This is a genomic window from Planktothrix prolifica NIVA-CYA 540 (genome assembly GCF_963864145.1).
Lineage (GTDB): Bacteria > Cyanobacteriota > Cyanobacteriia > Cyanobacteriales > Microcoleaceae > Planktothrix > Planktothrix agardhii.
The window spans coordinates 1-17,333 of record NZ_CAWLTW010000001.1; the positions used below are offsets into that span (position 1 = coordinate 1).

The 17,333-nt window shown below is 39.9% G+C and carries 12 protein-coding genes and 2 pseudogenes; 4 read left to right on the forward strand and 10 right to left on the reverse strand.

What is annotated here, in order from left to right; all coding sequences use genetic code 11:
- Nucleotides 1-285: 285 nt before the first annotated feature.
- The 4 genes and pseudogenes from AC559H_RS00005 to mnmA all read right to left on the reverse strand — a co-directional run bounded on the left by AC559H_RS00005 (nucleotide 286) and on the right by mnmA (nucleotide 6,487).
- Nucleotides 286-2,055, reverse strand: a complete 1,770-nt coding sequence (locus AC559H_RS00005; RefSeq protein WP_367184629.1) for an EAL domain-containing protein — start codon at nucleotides 2,053-2,055, stop codon at nucleotides 286-288.
- A gap of 39 nt (nucleotides 2,056-2,094) precedes the next feature.
- Nucleotides 2,095-3,551: pseudogene (locus tag AC559H_RS00010) on the reverse strand (GAF domain-containing protein); the annotation flags it as partial.
- Between the two features lie 357 nt (nucleotides 3,552-3,908).
- On the reverse strand, nucleotides 3,909-5,201 hold the full coding sequence (locus AC559H_RS00015; RefSeq protein WP_026786269.1) for a M16 family metallopeptidase: 1,293 nt from the start codon (nucleotides 5,199-5,201) through the stop codon (nucleotides 3,909-3,911).
- A gap of 197 nt (nucleotides 5,202-5,398) precedes the next feature.
- The gene (gene mnmA / locus AC559H_RS00020) at nucleotides 5,399-6,487 is read right to left on the reverse strand and encodes a tRNA 2-thiouridine(34) synthase MnmA (protein WP_026793330.1); all 1,089 of its coding nucleotides are present in this window, start codon (nucleotides 6,485-6,487) and stop codon (nucleotides 5,399-5,401) included.
- 136 nt (nucleotides 6,488-6,623) lie between these two features.
- Here mnmA and AC559H_RS00025 point away from each other — a divergent pair, with 136 nt between their 5' ends.
- Nucleotides 6,624-7,595, forward strand: coding sequence for an SPOR domain-containing protein (locus tag AC559H_RS00025; RefSeq protein ID WP_052349299.1), 972 nt, complete (start codon nucleotides 6,624-6,626; stop codon nucleotides 7,593-7,595).
- A 316-nt stretch (nucleotides 7,596-7,911) separates the two neighbouring features.
- Here the strand turns inward: AC559H_RS00025 and AC559H_RS00030 are convergent, their stop codons facing one another.
- On the reverse strand, nucleotides 7,912-9,591 hold the full coding sequence (locus tag AC559H_RS00030) for an ArnT family glycosyltransferase (protein WP_027249628.1): 1,680 nt from the start codon (nucleotides 9,589-9,591) through the stop codon (nucleotides 7,912-7,914).
- A gap of 88 nt (nucleotides 9,592-9,679) precedes the next feature.
- On the opposite strand from AC559H_RS00030, the gene prfB reads away from it, so the two are divergent.
- Nucleotides 9,680-10,802 (forward strand): peptide chain release factor 2 gene (gene prfB / locus AC559H_RS00035; RefSeq protein WP_144018148.1). Its coding sequence is split into 2 segments (ribosomal slippage): nucleotides 9,680-9,751 and nucleotides 9,753-10,802, totalling 1,122 coding nucleotides; the frame shifts between segments, so codons are not numbered across the junction.
- Nucleotides 10,803-11,010: 208 nt separating this feature from the next.
- Here prfB and AC559H_RS00040 read toward each other — a convergent pair.
- On the reverse strand, nucleotides 11,011-11,277 hold the full coding sequence (locus tag AC559H_RS00040) for a hypothetical protein (RefSeq protein WP_051319842.1): 267 nt from the start codon (nucleotides 11,275-11,277) through the stop codon (nucleotides 11,011-11,013).
- Between the two features lie 328 nt (nucleotides 11,278-11,605).
- Here AC559H_RS00040 and AC559H_RS00045 point away from each other — a divergent pair, with 328 nt between their 5' ends.
- A complete protein-coding gene (locus AC559H_RS00045) occupies nucleotides 11,606-12,838 on the forward strand; it encodes a molybdopterin molybdotransferase MoeA (protein WP_026786274.1) in 1,233 nt (410 codons plus the stop codon).
- A 58-nt stretch (nucleotides 12,839-12,896) separates the two neighbouring features.
- Here the strand turns inward: AC559H_RS00045 and AC559H_RS00050 are convergent, their stop codons facing one another.
- The 3 genes from AC559H_RS00050 to AC559H_RS00060 all read right to left on the reverse strand — a co-directional run bounded on the left by AC559H_RS00050 (nucleotide 12,897) and on the right by AC559H_RS00060 (nucleotide 15,709).
- Nucleotides 12,897-13,076, reverse strand: a complete 180-nt coding sequence (locus AC559H_RS00050; protein ID WP_026786275.1) for a CAB/ELIP/HLIP family chlorophyll-binding protein — start codon at nucleotides 13,074-13,076, stop codon at nucleotides 12,897-12,899.
- Nucleotides 13,073-14,086, reverse strand: a complete 1,014-nt coding sequence (locus tag AC559H_RS00055; protein ID WP_026793334.1) for a succinate dehydrogenase/fumarate reductase iron-sulfur subunit — start codon at nucleotides 14,084-14,086, stop codon at nucleotides 13,073-13,075. Before AC559H_RS00055 ends, AC559H_RS00050 begins: the two co-directional genes overlap by 4 nt.
- Nucleotides 14,087-14,185: 99 nt before the next feature.
- On the reverse strand, nucleotides 14,186-15,709 hold the full coding sequence (locus tag AC559H_RS00060; RefSeq protein WP_026793335.1) for a hypothetical protein: 1,524 nt from the start codon (nucleotides 15,707-15,709) through the stop codon (nucleotides 14,186-14,188).
- A 120-nt stretch (nucleotides 15,710-15,829) separates the two neighbouring features.
- On the opposite strand from AC559H_RS00060, the pseudogene AC559H_RS00065 reads away from it, so the two are divergent.
- Nucleotides 15,830-16,459, forward strand: a pseudogene (locus tag AC559H_RS00065) (RNA-guided endonuclease TnpB family protein); the annotation flags it as partial.
- A gap of 80 nt (nucleotides 16,460-16,539) precedes the next feature.
- On the opposite strand, the gene AC559H_RS00070 reads toward AC559H_RS00065, so the two are convergent.
- A complete protein-coding gene (locus AC559H_RS00070; RefSeq protein ID WP_148292071.1) occupies nucleotides 16,540-17,331 on the reverse strand; it encodes a TIGR03943 family putative permease subunit in 792 nt (263 codons plus the stop codon).
- Nucleotides 17,332-17,333: the final 2 nt, after the last annotated feature.

The following is a 17,333-nucleotide window of genomic DNA, read 5'->3' on the forward strand; positions in this document are numbered from 1 at the left end:
TTTGGGCTGTTTTGAGGTTAGGCAGATCTGAGAAATAAACTGAACGCACAACGAAATCCAGCAAAAATTTATTGGACATCGGGATGATACCCATGGCTCAGGGACGGGTTCCCCTGCTTCCACCTTTGAGAAATAAATCTGTTAGTGCCACTTGGACTCCCCCCGTTAAACAGGACTGTTTTACTCTCCAAAATTGGGGAGTAACCATCTTCTGTCGTTATTATAGATTTTGAGATCTGAGATCCTGGCTTTCTATGGGCATATTGTTTCAATACCCAACAATTTTTAATCTGGATTGCGATCCATTTCCTCAGAATTTTTAATCACGGGCAAAATAAAAGGCTGGGGTTTGCCAATGCCATATCCCTGAACATAATCAATCCCAATATTTTTAATTTCTGTAAAAATAGTATCATTTTCAACAAATTCGGCAATGGTTTTAATTTGCATAACGTGACCAATCCGATGAATAGATTCAACAATTTCCAGGGCAATCGGGTCAGTTAGAATTTCTTTAACAAAACCGCCATCAATTTTTAAGTAATCAATCGGAAGGGTTTTTAAATAGGAAAAAGAAGACATTCCACTGCCGAAATCATCCAGGGCAAAGGAACAGCCTAACCTCTTAAAAGATTGAATTAGGTACACGGCTTTTTTTAGGTTGGCAATGGCTACGGTTTCTGTAATTTCAAAACAAATAATTTGGGGAGGAATTTTATACAATTCAAACTGTTGATAAAGAAACTCAATAAATTGATTGTCATTCAGGCTTGCACCCGATAAATTAATCGCATAAAAGTCTTGATTTTTCGAGGAATTTAGGGTTAAATTTAAACTCTGATGATGTTTTTCTAAATGGCTAAAAACCGTGCGAATCACCCAACGGTCAATACTTTTCATTAAATCATATCGTTCGGCGGCGGGAATAAATGCCATGGGTGGTACTAATTGACCCGATGTATCTCTTAACCGCAATAGAATTTCCCCGTGTTTAGGAGATTTTGAGGTGGAATTAGTCTCAACAATCGGTTGATAATATAAACAAAAACGGTCTTCTTCTAAGGCTTGGGGAATTTGAGCCGCCCAGCGAATTTCTCGACGTTGTTGAATCAAATCCTGGTCATCGACTTGATACAGGTGAACCCGATTACGACCTTGATTTTTAGCCACATAACAAGCCGCATCCGCCGCACTTAAAATCGTGGCTAAATCGCAGATTTGATCATCAAATCCGACCAATCCAATACTAACTCCAATGGAAAAAACCCTTTCTTTCCAGGTAAAGCGAAAATCTTTAACTAAATTACATAGATAAACAGCTTTTTTATGGGCTTCGTCTAAAGAATAGTTATTTAATAATAAGCCAAACTCGTCTCCCCCTAAACGGGCTAGGGTATCCCTTTCCGTGACTTGATTTTGCAATAAACAACTCAATTGTCTGAGTAATTCATCCCCGGCTAAATGCCCACAGGTATCATTAACAATTTTGAATTGATCTAAATCTAAATAACAAATTGCATGATGACCCGAAGATTCCCGCAACATTTTTAAGGTTTCTGTCACCCGTTTTTCAAATTCACTGCGATTAATTAATCCGGTTAAAGCATCGTGGCAGGCTTGCCATGATAATCGCCGGGTAAGTTCTCTTTCTTGGGTGACATCTCTAAACACTAAAACGGCTCCAATAATTTCACCCTCTCGACTTCTAATGGGGGCGGCAGAATTATCAATAGCTCGTTCTTTTCCGTCTTTTCCCTTTAAAATTACATTATCGGAAAAATCAAAAATACACCCTTCTTCTAAAACTTTTTTAACTGGATTTTCACCAAAATTATGAGTTTGGCTATCAAAAATTTTGAAGATGTCATTTAATGGTAAACCCTTGGCTTCAATTAATGACCAACCTGTTAATTCTTCAGCAACGGGATTCAGGGATTCAATTTCTCCACGACTGTTAGTAGTAATCACTGCATCCCCAATAGATTGTAAGGTGACTTGGGCTAATTCTCGGCTTTGTCTTAACTGATTTTCGCTCGATTCTAAGGCGGCTAACATCAGGGAATTTCTTAATTCTTGGGCGGTTTCAATTTCAACGAGTTTCCAAGGTAGGGATTTTAACTGCACGATTTCTTTCCAAAGTTCAAAAGACCGCCGGGGGTTAATTTAATCTCTTTTTGCGGTTCAATTTCTATCCCATCCTGGGGATTTCCCGCCCAATCAACGGTTTGAATCACTTCCGGTCTAAACCAAATTAAATGATATTCGCTTTGATTCGGAGACAAGGAAATCGCCAGGACTCCACTAATGATATTCTTATAAGATTCGGCTTGGGGATAAAGTTTAGGTAAACAATCGGTATAAAATATCTCTTGATGACAATATCGAGATAACCATTCTATTAGTTTTTTAACTTCGGTTAAAGGCGGGGTTTGACCGACTAAAATTAAATCTTCTCCAAACCGGATTACTGCTCCTTGAGCTTTAACAAGATTGAGTAAATTTGTTTGGTCTTGAGCTAAGGTTTGAATAAAAGAGGTTTCTAAAGCAGGTGCGTTGAGTAAATTTTTCCGAACTAATTTAAGAATTTCACGGTAATATTCATAATCTTCACTAATTTCTTTATAGGGTAATTCTACCGCCATAACTTGTCCTAAAAATTCGCAGGCTTTGCGGATGGTGTAGGATACATAACGGGGTGAATAATTGTGGCAGGCAATTAAACCCCAAAGTCTATCTTTTTTAATTAAGGAAATAGATAGGGTGGCTTTTACCCCCATATTTCTGAGATATTGTAAATGGCACGGAGATGCTGACCGCAATACCGAAAAACTTAAATCTAGGGGTTTTTGGGTGAGGGGATGAAGCGAAGGAATAATATCAATGGGTTGAGAATCAATATCTACTAATAATCGCAACCAATTTTGCTTAAATAGTTCCCTGGCAAATTCGGGAATGTCAGTATCGGGATAATGTAATCCTGAAAAACTTTCTAAATCTTGTCGCTTATCTTCGGCAATCACAACCCCATTATTATCTTGATCGAATTGATAGATCATCACCCGATCAAACTGAATTATTTTTCGGATTTCCTCCGCCAGAAATTGACTTAAATCTTTGAAATTATTAGCACTTTGAATTTTACAAATTGAGCCTCTGACTAAATGATAAAAATTGATAAAGGTGACATTTTGATCTTGAGTTGGCTCCAGTTCTAAGATAACTATGCCCTGGTGTCGGTGTAAAATACCATCACAAATAATTTTTTTATTCTTAATATGAAAAATTAGCCGAATTGGATTATAATAGTTAAAGTTATTAGTAATTAAACATTCTTGAATTTGAAAAAGTTGCTGTTTGTCTAAAAAATCGCTTAAAGGTCGATTGATCAAAGCAGTAGTGGAAATACCATAGAGTTTCATGGCATTTTGACTAACCTGTAAAATCTTCAGGTCGGTTTCTTCTAAGGTTAACAACAGACCATGAGGTTGAATTCCATCCTGGGTATGAATCAATTCTGGGTTGGTTTGAACATAATCATTATTTAAGATCATCTTTTTGTTTTATACATTTTTCCCTCTTAATAGATGATATGATAGTTGCCGATTATTTATTGTTACAATATTTTAATTTATTCATTCCCTTAATATTAAATTGCATGGAAAATATGAGTAATTGCCGCTTTTGGCAAGCTGAACTACTCATGTTTTCCATGCAACTTTGCTTCAAGTTTAATATAGTAGTCAAGGAAGTTAAGACATCAACAAGAATGTCAAACCCGACAAGATTCAGACTTTTCTTTCAAAATCTTGACAACAAGACTGCTATATATACATCGTAGCTCCATCGGTTCTGAGTTAGCAGGAGGATCTCACACTATTTCCCCATGGGTTCAAAGCCAGAATCAACCCCTAAGACTGGGAAGTAGAAAAGGAACTAACGAAAGCTTCCGGGCCAACAACGGAAAGATAGGGTTCAATAAAATAGTGGTTAGCGACGTCCAGGGTTTCTGAGGAAGTCACCGCCGCAATATTATTCTGAAATTCCGTATCAAATTCAATCCCCAACCCCAAACACTCATACCAGCCATAAATTTGCGCCAGTTGGGAGTTAGTTTGTTTTCCTAGAGCATATTGACCCAACAGTTTATTTTTAGACACTTGTAACTCATCGGGAGTTAGGGGAATATTGACCAGGCGTTCTACTTCGGTGCGTAACCCTTCAATAGCAATTTCGGTATTTTCCGGCGCCGTACCCATATAGACAACAAATTGAGACTGGTCGAGACGGGTGGGGAAAAAAGCCGATACATCGTAAGCTAAACCCCGTTTTTCCCGCAATTCCACAAATAACCGACTGGATAACCCATTTCCCAGATAGGTATTTAAGACTTTTAAGGCTGAATAGTCCTCATGATTGACAGAACTGGTTAAATAGCCCAACATGACAACGGATTGTTGGGTTTCTTGGGGAGTAATGGTGTTTTGGGGATAGGAAGTTAAGGTGGGTAGGGATAGGGTAGGTAAGGGAGTAGAAGGGGCCCTCCAGTCACCAAATACCTGTTGTATTTGTTCTAGGGCTTGTTCTAGGGTCACGCATCCGGCGATGGAAATAATTAAATTATCAGGACGAAAATAGGTTTGATGGAATTCTTGTAGGTCAGTGCGGCTGATTTGGGCAACGCTGGCTTCGGTTCCTAGGATGGAGAGGGCGTAGGGATGATGTTGATACATCTGTTGTCGCAGTTGTTCAAAGGCGACGGAGAAAGGTTGTTCCCGTTGTGAGCGAATTCCTTGGAGGGTGATGCGACGTTCTAGTTCGATTTCTTCTTCGGGAAAGGAGGGAAATCGTAATAACTGACCCGTTAGACTTAAGATTTCTTGAAAATCGGAAGCAACGGTTTTTAGACTGAGTAAAAAGTAATCCGTTGAGGTGTCTGCACTTAATTTAGCCCCTACTGATTCAACTTGTTCGGCAATTTCCAGGGAAGAAAGCTGGTCTGTTCCTTTGGTTAATACCGCCGCTAATAGATGGGATAATCCTGCTTTTTCTTGGGGTTCCCATCGGCTTCCTGTGCGTAAAAATAAACGAGTTGCAACAATATCAGCGGCAGGATTTTGGGTGACTAGCAACACAATTCCGTTATCGAGAACTGTGCGATGGACATTACGAATGGCATTAGATGGGGTTAAAGTTTGGGTCACAGTTCCTCTATTTTTCCTTCAAGGTCAGGGGGTGAGATCGGCATGGGTAATGGGTAATGGGTAATGGGTTTTGGGTTTTGGGTTTTGGGTTTTGGGTAATCCCTATTTCTTCCTATTGCCCATTGCCTATCCCCTATTCCCTGTTACTGCATTTTTTAACACAAATAAACCCCAATTTGTCATCGTTCAATTAAAACTTATTTTTGAATATCAATAATTCCTCCGCCTAAAACTAAATCTCCGTCATACCAAACTGCTGCTTGACCCGGAGTAATCCCAAAGATGGGTTCATCAAAAATGAGTTTAACGCAGGAACCGATTTTGGGATCAATTTCTGCTCCATCTGGGGGATGAATCGGAATCACGGTAACGGGCTGGGGTTCCGACCGATAGCGAATTTGGACTTGGGCACGAATGGGGGTGTTAGGTGTCCCTATCCCCACCCAATTTACTCGTTTAATCGCACATTCAGTTTGTACCGCACTTTCTTTGTCCCCCACAATCACTTGATTCCGACCCGCATCAATCCCAACAACATATAGGGGATTGGGAGCCGAAATTCCTAAGCCTTTGCGTTGTCCAATGGTATAATGATGAATGCCTTCATGTTGTCCTAAAACTTGACCCTTGGTATCAATAATATCGCCTTTTTTTCCCGTAATATATTTATCTAAAAAAGCCTGCATGGAGCCATTCGCTTCTACTAAACATAAATCTTGACTTTCAGGTTTGTCGGCGGTTTTTAACTCATATTGATTGGCAATTTTCCGGGTTTCGGTTTTTAATATTTCTCCGAGAGGAAATAGGGTTCCAGCGAGTAAATCTTGGGTTAAATCATATAAGAAATAAGACTGATCTTTATTGCGGTCTAGGGCTCGTTTTAATTGATAGCGATCGCTCTTTTCATCGTAATTAATTCTAGCATAATGACCCGTGGCAATTCGATCAATTCCTAACTGTTCCCGGGCATAATTTAACATCGGGCCAAATTTCACCGTCCGATTACATTGAGAACAGGGTAAGGGGGTAATTCCCTCCCGGTATCCATCCACCAAATAGTCTATAATATGGGTTTGAAATAAATCTCGACTATCCACAATATGATGAGGAACACCTAATTGTTCACAAATGTAGGCTGCATCTACCATCCCTTCAGAACAGCATTGTCCTTTTCCCTTCATCAACCAAAGGGTTAAGCCCACCACCTCATAACCTTGGTGGTGTAGCAGGGCGGCGGCGGCGGAACTATCGACTCCACCTGAAAGACCTACAACAACTTTGCTCATAATTCCATTAGAATAACTTGCTAATCTTGATCAACTAACCTAACTTTAATCTTGACTGTTCTACCAGTTTTGATTAATCTGAACTGACTCACTTACCAATATCAAACGAACCCACTCAAAACGGGAGAACACCAAAATGTCATTCCATCCTATTGTAATACAGAAAAAAACAAATCGCCTGACAAAATTGATCTGGAAAATACCTCTATTTTCTAGTCTGATGCTATTGGGGGGATATGGAGCCATAGTTTCCCCTGTTTTAGCTCAAGAACGCTATGGGGTTTATGTCAATGGCGAAAGTCCTTTTCTCCTAGAAGTCGTGCAGCAAATTCAGCCCGGAGCCATGATGCAACGATATGATAATCGTAACATTATTGATCTGGGTATTTATTTTAATCAAAGTGAAGCTCAAAAACTGATTGAAAATTTAAGAAGACAGGGAGTTCAAGGAGAAATTATTAACTTAAAATCTGGAGAAGATTTCAATAGTCCAGTCCAGGTTAATCCCATGGTGATTCCCCCTGACCAAACGGATATTAAAGTGATTAAAAGTTCGATTCCTACGGGTCAACTTCCGATTACAACAGACTTAGGATTATATCAAGTTTACGTCAGTCCGACTACAAATTCTTTAAGTGCAGTCCGCCAAATTTCTCCCAATGCTCGAACATCAACCTATCAAGGACAATTAATTATTCAAGCGGGCAGTTTTGTGAATCAATCTAATGCTGACCAACTTCGTCAAAAGTTATCCTTCGCGGGGATTTCTTCGACTATTATTAATAGTACCGCACAATTACAAGCATTTTTAGCTAGTATTCCCAATATCCCCCCGAATACTTTGCCCGCCTTTCCGGGTTCTGGTTTAGGATTAGGGAATACCGATAGCTATTTTATCTTAATTCCTAGCCAAAGAAACCAACTGGTTTCTTTGGCTGAAAATGTGGTAGCTTTGGGTATTCCTTCCCAAAGTATTCAGATGCAACAGGCGACTGCTAATCCGTTTGTTGCAGTTGGCCCTTTTGCCAATCAACAGTTAGCTAAACAATGGGAAACTTACTTGCAAAGTTCGGGTTTATCTCGCGCTATTGTTTATTTTGGGAGATAATATTCAGTTAGATATATTGTAGGAAGAATATCTTTAACCCTATAGCGCTACGCATTACAGTTAGGACACTTCTAAATCCAACAAACTCATTCACTACTTACTTTTTCCTCCCCCCCTAGCCCTGCGTTTACGGGGGGTTTGGGGGGATTTTCCGGTGTTCCCCAGTGCGTAGCGCTATAGAATTGGTAAGTACCTAAACAAAATTAATTACACATCCTCTACCCTGTTCCCTCCCCCCCTAGCCCCCCGTGCACGGGGGGTTTGGGGGGGCTGTTCCGGTGTTCCCTCTCACAACTAGGTAATTTATTTTGTGCAACTACTTATGAGTTATTAAAATCCAATCGGAAGTTTGATCAATTTTTTTAACTTTGTTTAAATTTAATTTTTTCAGGGTATTTTCTTTCAATAATAAATAGGGTTTTTCCATGGTTTGCCATTTATCTTTGAGGGTAGCATCATCAACAGCATGGATATGGCGATCGCTATAAAAATTCAACGACGGACGCCCAAAAGGATGACCCATATAAATTTCTTCTCCGGGGGGTGTTCCTTCCCTAATCATAGTCGCCACGGGTTTAACAGCAAAATCTTCATTTAATTCCCAAACCCAATAATTGGAAGTAAAAAATAACAATAAAGATACATAGGTTCCCCAAAATAAAACTATCAAAAATTGTCGATCTTTTTGGCTAATTAAAACCGATACAAAGGACATTGTTAACATCAAAGCGCCCAAGGTAAATTGTAAATCTCTTTGAGCGATAAAATTACGATCAACCCAAGAAAGCATCCCGCCAAAATAACAATATCCAATGGCTGAAATGATCGCTAATAGAATAAAAAATGGTAAGAGTTGATCGGGCGTTGGTTTAACAAAATGTTCATATTTGCCTCGCCCCACTTTCCCCAATTTCCATAACCCAATATCCCGATCTCCTTCCTTCCAAACTTCCGCCAAATATCGCCCGACCGCCAAGGCTAAAACCGGATAAATCGGTAAAATATACCAGGGTAATTTGGTGGTCATCAATGAAATTGCACTAAAATAAATCCCTGTCCAAACTATAATTAATTTAGCCCAACTTAAATTCCGATTTTGCCAAGCTAATCTTAATCCCTGGGGCAAAAATAATAGCCATGGCCAGCCATATTTAAAAACTTCTAACAAATAATACCAAATCGGCCCGGAATGGTTTTCAACAGGTTGCCAAACTCGTTGTAAAGATTGATCGACTAAATTTCCCTGAATAAATCCCTGTCCATAATAAATCCATTGTGCCCCATACCAAAAACCCACGGGTACTAAACCAAACCCTAAACCCAACCACAGATAGGGACTGGTTAACAAGCGAGGCGTATCCCAAAATAGGAAGAAAAAGGCGATCGCACCTAATAATAATCCTAAAAAAATTCCCTTAGTTAAACATAATAAACCAAAGGCAATTCCCGACCCTAAAGCAAACCTTAAATCCCGTCGAGAACGCAACACACACCAAACTAAAACTAACCATAAAAATATCACTGTTCCATCTAACATTGCTAACCGTCCTTGACGGATAACAGGCATTAAAGTTAAATAAACTAAAGCTGAAAATAGAGCCGAAGTACGATGGCGAAATAGTTCCAAACCAATACCATATAAAATAGGAACCGAAATGGCTGTTAATAGTGCAGAAGGAAGCCGCGCCATCCATTCATTAACGCCCCCAATTTGATAGGCAAAAGCGATTAACCAATGCACTAAAGGAGGCTTATTCAAATAGGGAATTCCATGCAAAGTTGGATGAAGCCAAGTTTGTTGTCCTCGGCCAATTTCCCGCGCCACTTGAGCCGCTAACCCCTCATCCCAATCTCGCAGGGGGACTCCACCTAGATTCAGTCCATAGAGGGTCAGCGCCGCTACCAATAAACCCAAAAACCATAATAAATCAACCCAACGATCAACAGGACGCATTTGGCGCAAAGGACTGTCTCCAGTAAAAATTTGACGTGACATAGTTTCGATGTTAACTGTTGACTGTTTCCTAATTTCCGCTAAAATTAAAAGTGTACCTTTTAGTATATAAAAACGGTTAGCGATCGCAATGGATGTTTTAGAAATTAAACGAGAAATCGAACTGTTGTCTGAGCACCTGGGTAAAACCCAGGACTATCTTTGACCTTCCTGCACTTCAAGCCAAAATTCAAGATTTAGAGCAAGTTTGTGCCCAACCCGACTTTTGGGATGAGCAAAAAACCGCACAACAAACCCTTCAACAGTTGAATGATCTTAAATCAATTGTGCAGCAGCAGGAACACTGGCGGCAAGCGATTGAAGATACAAAGGCTATCTTGGAATTATTGGAGATAGAAACCGATGACTCCCTTTTAGAAGAAGCAACAGCTACGGTTTTGCGACTAAATCGAGAATTTGATCAATGGGAATTGCAACAACTTCTATCTGGGATTTATGATCAACATGGTGCTATTTTAACCATTAATGCCGGAGCGGGTGGAACTGATGCTCAAGACTGGGCAGAAATGCTGTTACGGATGTATACTCGTTGGGGAGAAGCTCAGGGATATAAAGTACATTTAACCGAAATTTCTGAAGGGGATGAAGCGGGAATTAAATCGGTTTCTTTGGAAATTGATGGTCGTTATGCTTATGGGTATTTGAAAGGAGAAAAAGGAACCCATCGTTTAGTTAGAATTTCACCTTTTAATGCCAATGATAAGCGACAAACCAGTTTTGCTGGGGTGGAAATTATGCCAATTTTGGATAATTCTATTCAGTTGGATATTCCTGATAAAGACCTAGAAATTACCACCACTCGGTCGGGAGGAAAAGGCGGTCAAAACGTTAACAAAGTTGAAACAGCCGTGCGTATTGTTCACCTACCCACGGGACTCGCCGTGCGTTGTACTCAAGAACGTTCTCAGTTGCAAAATAAAGAAAAAGCCCTAGCATTGTTGAAGGCAAAATTATTAATTATTGCCCAAGAACAACGGGCAATAGCGGTTGCAGAAATTCGCGGGGATTTAGTCGAAGCAGCTTGGGGAAATCAAATTAGAAACTATGTATTTCATCCCTATCAAATGGTAAAGGATTTACGCACCAATGAAGAAACAACGGCAATTCAGGATGTCATGGATGGAGATTTAGATGCGTTCATTCAAGCCTATTTACGTCAGGAAAATCAAATCCTAGAACCCCAAACTGCCTAGATTTTATACTGTAGGGGCGGGTTTTTCCCGTCCAACTTAATTAATATGACCACATTACAGCAGTTACCCCTATTGAGTAAAAGTTTAGTCCAAAAACTGGTAAAATAACTAAGATTTGATAAAATAATATTACTGATAATAACCACAATTACCAATCTGCCCTTATTATGTTGACAAGGGCAAAGGATCAGATTTTATCCACTAATCTTTAATATTCGCAGACTGATAGGTAATTTTCGACATATTGCCAATGGTCATCACCATAGCTTTCTTTTAACAGGTTTCGGGTTGCCACTCCCAGAATTAATTCTCCTTCGTGGGTATAGGAAATTTTATGATCAACCTGGGTTTCTTCATCCCCCAAAAGTTGTTTTAGGGTACTGAGAGTATTGGCAAAACTCGCCAATACATAATGCTCTTTGATCCACTCCTCGGGATCGGGGATGATGCTTTTAGTCCGGTTTGGTTTTATCATGGTTATATCCCAGTAAGGCGAGGGGTTAATAAATTTTAGTCTTAAAACTCAGAAATAGTTTTGATTATTGTTTAATATTTGATCCTGTTCTAATTGTGACAAAAATTTTAATCAGTTTCAGTGACGCTTATTGGGGAAGAATGATGATCAATTCCCGCCTTTTTTGTGATACAGATCACAGAAAGCCAGACAAAAGAGAAAAAGTTGACCTTTTGATCTCAAAACCGGTTCTAAAATCCGGTGTGGAGGTTTAGGGAGATTTGATATTAAGTATAATTCAACTTTACCACAGTAAAGATCATCTATAGTCAATCCTAGAAAAATAATCATGTTACCTGTAGAACAAGCAGAATCAATAATATTAAGTTTAGTCCAACCTTTGGATGCTGAAATTGATCAAGAAAAGGTGGCAATAACTCAAGTTTCTGGTCGAATCTTGGCGAAATCCGTTGTAAGTTCATTGGATTTTCCCCATTGGGATAATTCGGCAATGGATGGATATGCAGTCCGATATCAAGATGTTGCGGATGCTTCCATAGACCATCCTAAACTATTAGAAATTATTGAAGAAATCCCGGCTGGATCTACTCCTAAATCTACAATTAAAATGGGACAAGCTGCCCGAATTTTTACAGGTTCTTGTATTCCAAATGGTGCGGATACTATTGTAATTCAGGAAGATACAAAACGGGAGGGAAATCAGGTTAAAATTTTATCGTCTCCCACCAAACCCCAGGCTTTTATTCGACATCAGGGCTCGTATTACAAAGCAGGAGAACCCCTGCTTACTCCTGGCATTCCTTTGGATGCTGCGGAGATTGCGGTGTTAGCAGCGGCACAATGTACCCAGGTTCCGGTTTATCGACGGTTGCGGGTGGCGTTATTATCAACGGGGGATGAATTAGTCACGGCTGATACCCCTTTAAAACGAGGACAATTAGTAGACTCTAATCAGTATGCGTTATTCACGGCAGTTAGGAATTTAGGGGCGGAAGTGATCGAATTAGGGATAATTCCTGATCGACCGGATGTGTTAAAAAAAGCCATTTCTGAAGCGATAGAAACAGCCGATATTGTGATCTCAACCGGGGGGGTTTCTGTTGGGGATTATGATTATGTTGAGGAAATTTTAACGGAATTAGGGGGAACTATTCATATCCAATCGGTGGCGATTAAACCGGGAAAACCTTTAACAGTAGCCAAATTCCCGAATTGTTTATATTTTGGTTTACCCGGAAATCCTGTTTCTGCTTTAGTAACATTTTGGCGGTTTGTCCAACCTGCAATTAAAAAACAATCGGGGTTATTATCTCAGTTTTGGGGGCCAGAATTTGTGAAGGCGCGATCGCGTCAAGAGTTAAAAGGAGGAGGAAAACGGGAAATTTATGTATGGGGTCAATTATGTTTAATTGATGGGGAATATGAGTTTCAATTAGCCCCCGGAAGTCAAATTTCTGGTAATTTAATTAATTTGGCACAAACAACGGGTTTAGCAGTTTTACCGATTGGTCAATCTCAAATTAATGCGGGGGATACTGTTAAGGTATTGAAAATTCGTTAACAGCCGAGGGAAACCCTGAGCGAGCGAGGACGCTCGCACTTTCATCTAGTTGGAAAACCTAACGTAAACCCAACCAAGTGAATAAATCTTGATGGGTAAAAAATTCTAATACAATTAATAGAACAAATCCCAACATGGCAAAACGGCCGTTAATTTGTTCGGCGTAGAGAGTCCAACCCATGGCGGGTTCGGGTTGGGGGTTGGGTTGGGCTGGAGTAGAAGGTGTGGAAGAAGTCATGGTTGTTTTTCTAAGTCTTGAATAGATTGAATGAGCGATCGCACGGTTTCTGTGCCTTCAGAGGGTTCAAAGGTCAAGGGAAATTTACCCCGCATGATCACCCGCATTCCCACGGGCCCTAAGCTGAGTAACCCCTTGAGATCGCGGAAATAATTCCCCACTACCATTACAGCAAATTTGCGTTCATCTACCCAACCTCCCTGTTTTACCAATTCCACTAAAACCTTCCGGTGGCGGATGGGACGACTGGCGCTGGCATCTTTGCGTTCGAGAATTTCATGTTTAATTTTAGTAATCTGATCTAGGGGGGCGACCTCCATCGGACAAACAGAGTTACAGTTAAAGCAACGGGTACAGCCCCAAACCCCGTTGGTTCCTTCGCTATATTGTTCTAAACGTTGTTCAGTTTTGGCATCCCTGGAGTCGGCTACCATCCGTTGAGCTTTAGCTAAGGCGTGGGGCCCGACAAAATCGGGGTTAACTTCGACGGCATTACATTCGGAATAACAAGCCCCACAGAGGATACAGTTGCCCATTTGATCAAGTTGGGATCGTTCTTCTGGGGTTTGCAGAAATTCCCGTTCAGGAATAGCCCGACCTGCGGTACTAATATAGGGTTCAACGGTTTGCAAGTTATCCCAAAAACGGCTCATGTCCACCACCAAGTCTTTGATCACGGGGAAATTCCCCATCGGAGCAATAGTCATTTCTGGGATATCGTTTGAAGGAGTCTGACTGGAGTTCGCCTCGGCAATTTTTTGTAAACGGGCAACTTCACTGCCAATATTTTCCTTACAGGCTAACGCAGAACGGCCATTAATTCCCATGGAACAACTACCACAGATGGTATTGCGACAGTTTTTTCTAAAGGCTAAAGTTCCGTCCTGTTCCCATTTAATTCGGTTAAGACAGTCTAAAATAGTATTTCCGGGTTCGACATCGAGGAGATAACTTTGCACCTCCCTTGAGGTATTAGGATTTTGGCGGACAATATTAAACTTAACTCTCATATTTTTACACTGATTAGTTAATTTCGTAGTAAGTCCTTTAGGACTCTCTTAGCCCTAAAGGGCTTACTACTTCTTAGCCCTAAAGGGCTTACTACTATTTTAGGGTAGCCATTGGGGATGGAAACCAAAAAAGGGCAATTCTTCTGGTTTAACTTGAGGTTTGGAACCATCGGTAGGCGTATCTATCATTAATGGTAAAATCCAGATGCGACTGGTTTTAATTGTATCTCCTGCTTGGGTTTTTGTGGATTGACTCGAATTATTAGATTCACCTATTTCAATAACGGTTTGATCAAAAAGTAAGGCTAATCCATCGGGAGACAAACTGATATTAATTTCTTGTTGGTTAGGTAAAATCACAAAGGGAACAACTTGCTTGGTTTTGATATCAATTGCTACAATATAAGGCTGTTCTTTGTAGACTTCAGGATTATCCAAAACTTCAGTAATTAAAGAATATAAAAGGCTATTACTGGGATCAAATTCGGCACTAACAATATTCCCAAACGGCGGGGTACGGTAGAGTTCCTGTTCTTGTCCTTGGTTATTAACTATAAATAGTGATCGGGTTCCATCGGGATTAAATTTTAACATCGCCGCCGCACTACCATCATTAGCAAATCCTAAAACTCGACCAAATTTTGGTAAAAATTCTAAGGGTTTAGCATCGGGTTTTAGAGGTAAAATTGTTGTTAAATCAGGCCCTTGAGCAATAACCAGAGATTGACTATCTGGAGCAATTAAGAAGTCTCCTCCTTGTATATTTAAGGGTTTAGGAGATTTTCCGCTTTCAATAAACCAGGGACTGGCATCATTAGGATTAGTTTGACTAACCCTTTGAACTACAATAATTTTACCATCTGGGGATAAATCAAATTTTAAATTTCGATAATATTTAGCATCTAAAATCTTTTCAATTTTTCCGACTGGTTGAGCAGGTTCAGGATCTTCTCCAGGGGATTGAGGATTAATTCCTGTGGCAACAGTATATAATTCAGGTGAAATCGATCCTTGTTTTTGTTCGGATTTATTAATAGCAGAAAAAAGAATTTTATCCCCTTTAGGATAGATTTTAAAATCTAAAACAACTAAATCTTCAGGAGTTAAAATAATAGGTTTAGGTTCTTTTTCACTTAGATTAACTAAAACTAATTTTCCTTCTTGATTTTCCTGAACTCCAATATAAGCAAAGGCGCGATCGCGACTTCTAAAAAAGCCATTAAAGGGTTGAATTAATGTTCCTAGTTTATCGCCATATAAATGGTCTCTAGCTCCTTTTAACTGCACACTAAAGGGGGTTCCATAGGGTACAGGTTCCGATAAGGTATAGGCCATGCGTCGTCCTGCCCAACTAATTTTACCAGGTAAAGGTGGATCAATTTGAAAGTTTTTTTCTACACTTTCCCGATTCATAGGACGATTGAAAGTCAGCAATAATCCCATGTCTTCTGCCCCAATTTGTTTGTTTTGCCAACTAAATTCTTTGACTTGGGGAGTGGTGCGATCGCCTGTTAATAAAACAATTCCGATTAATACGGTTAAAACTGTAATTAAAATCCAGGCGGCTTTATCTAAGGGTTCAACCCATTTTAATTGTTTGAATTTTGAGATGGTATTGTTCATCGAAAAATTGGGTAGAAACCCCGTCGTTCTACGACGGCTTTATATTTTTAATTTAACACATTCACAAAAAGATATACTATAATGTGAGGTATGGAAAAAGCCTTTAGTTACCGATTTTACCCAAGTCCAGAGCAAGAGTCGCTATTGCGACGCACTTTGGGTTGTGTAAGGTTGGTTTACAACAAGGCTCTCCATGAGAGAACTCAAGGATTGAAACGGGCGCAAAAGAATCTTTCTCGTAAACAAAAAGGTTCCAAGAATAGGGAAAAAGCGAGGATTAAGGTAGCAAAAGTTCACCTTAAAATTGCAGATTCCCGTAAAGATTTCTTGCATAAGCTGACGACTAACTTGGTACGCGAAAATCAAACGATTGCCGTTGAGTCGTTAGCAGTTAAGAATATGGTCAAAAACCACAAGCTCGCACTGGCTATTTCTGATAGCGGATGGAGTGAGTTGATTCGGCAATTAGATTACAAGTGTCTTTGGTATGGGCGTAATCTAGTTAAGATTGACCAATGGTTCCCTAGTTCTAAACGCTGCGGGAACTGTGGTCACACAATGGATAAATTGCCACTAAATATTCGTGAATGGAAATGCCCTAAGTGTGAGGTAATCCATGACCGAGATCTCAACGCGAGTAAAAATATTTTGGCGGCAGGGCTTGCCGTGTTAGTCTGTGGAGCGAGTGTAAGACCCGAACAGAGTAAATCTGTGAAGGCAACTGCTAAGAAGCAGAAACCTAAATCGTGAGGTTTGGGAATCCCCGCCCGTTTTACGGCGGGGTGGATGTCAAGATTGAGTATAATCAGCCCTAAAGGGCTTACTACGGTTTAATAATCGTAGGGATTTTTGGGGGGGAGAATAGCTTTAACTGTTTGGGCTTTTAAGGTTAATTTCCGTTCGTTATTAAAGGTTTCTGTAAACATTATACCTTCAATTTCTAACCAAGTATCTTGAGGATATAACTCTCGTGATTTTCCTTCGGGAAGTAAAACTGGAATCCCCACAGGATAAGCGTCTGCTGCACAACAGGTAAGAATAAATCTCCCTAACCAAATATAATTTTTAGGTAAATCTGGAGGATGGATCACAAACCCGGTAATTTTTGCCTTTTGACCTGTATAAGCATCGGGTTCAGGATTAACATTGAGTAATCTAACCCATTCAATTAAAGAGCGATTTTCCGGTTGAATTGCGGTTCTAAACTTCTGGGGTTGAGCGCGAGTTATGGGTAAAGACTCAGTTAAACCCCGTTTTAATGCCGTTTGTGCCCCGAACATTTGGGGGGTAATTAATAATCCTAAACAGGCAGTAATGATTAATAATAAGCTCCCCATACCCCTTGGAAACAAGGTAATATGTTGTACTGAAGGCGAAGAACCTACGGAACTTTCTTGAATAATTTGTCTAGCCTTTAATCCTCCTAAAACCAGTAGTGTAATTCCCGCTATGATCGACAAACTAAAATAGTTGGGATGGATAAGAATATAAAGTTTGCCCGTGATCCAATATTTTAATAATAAAATCCCCCAAATGAACAGGGCAACTACATCTAACCAAGGGTTTTCTAACAAGAGTGAAAATCGATTGTAGAAGCGTGTTAGTCGTTGAGTCAGGTGCATCA

Excerpts from the sequence above, each read along its gene's own strand:
- AC559H_RS00005 (WP_367184629.1), bottom strand. The coding sequence starts at position 2,055 with ATGTTAGCCGCCTTAGAATCGAGCGAAAATCAGTTAAGACAAAGCCGA.
- mnmA (WP_026793330.1), bottom strand. The coding sequence starts at position 6,487 with ATGAGCAAAGTTGTTGTAGGTCTTTCAGGTGGAGTCGATAGTTCCGCC.
- AC559H_RS00025 (WP_052349299.1), top strand. The coding sequence starts at position 6,624 with ATGTCATTCCATCCTATTGTAATACAGAAAAAAACAAATCGCCTGACA.
- AC559H_RS00030 (WP_027249628.1), bottom strand. The coding sequence starts at position 9,591 with ATGTCACGTCAAATTTTTACTGGAGACAGTCCTTTGCGCCAAATGCGT.
- AC559H_RS00040 (WP_051319842.1), bottom strand. The coding sequence starts at position 11,277 with ATGATAAAACCAAACCGGACTAAAAGCATCATCCCCGATCCCGAGGAG.
- AC559H_RS00045 (WP_026786274.1), top strand. The coding sequence starts at position 11,606 with ATGTTACCTGTAGAACAAGCAGAATCAATAATATTAAGTTTAGTCCAA.
- AC559H_RS00050 (WP_026786275.1), bottom strand. The coding sequence starts at position 13,076 with ATGACTTCTTCCACACCTTCTACTCCAGCCCAACCCAACCCCCAACCC.
- AC559H_RS00055 (WP_026793334.1), bottom strand. The coding sequence starts at position 14,086 with ATGAGAGTTAAGTTTAATATTGTCCGCCAAAATCCTAATACCTCAAGG.
- AC559H_RS00060 (WP_026793335.1), bottom strand. The coding sequence starts at position 15,709 with ATGAACAATACCATCTCAAAATTCAAACAATTAAAATGGGTTGAACCC.
- AC559H_RS00070 (WP_148292071.1), bottom strand. The coding sequence starts at position 17,331 with ATGCACCTGACTCAACGACTAACACGCTTCTACAATCGATTTTCACTC.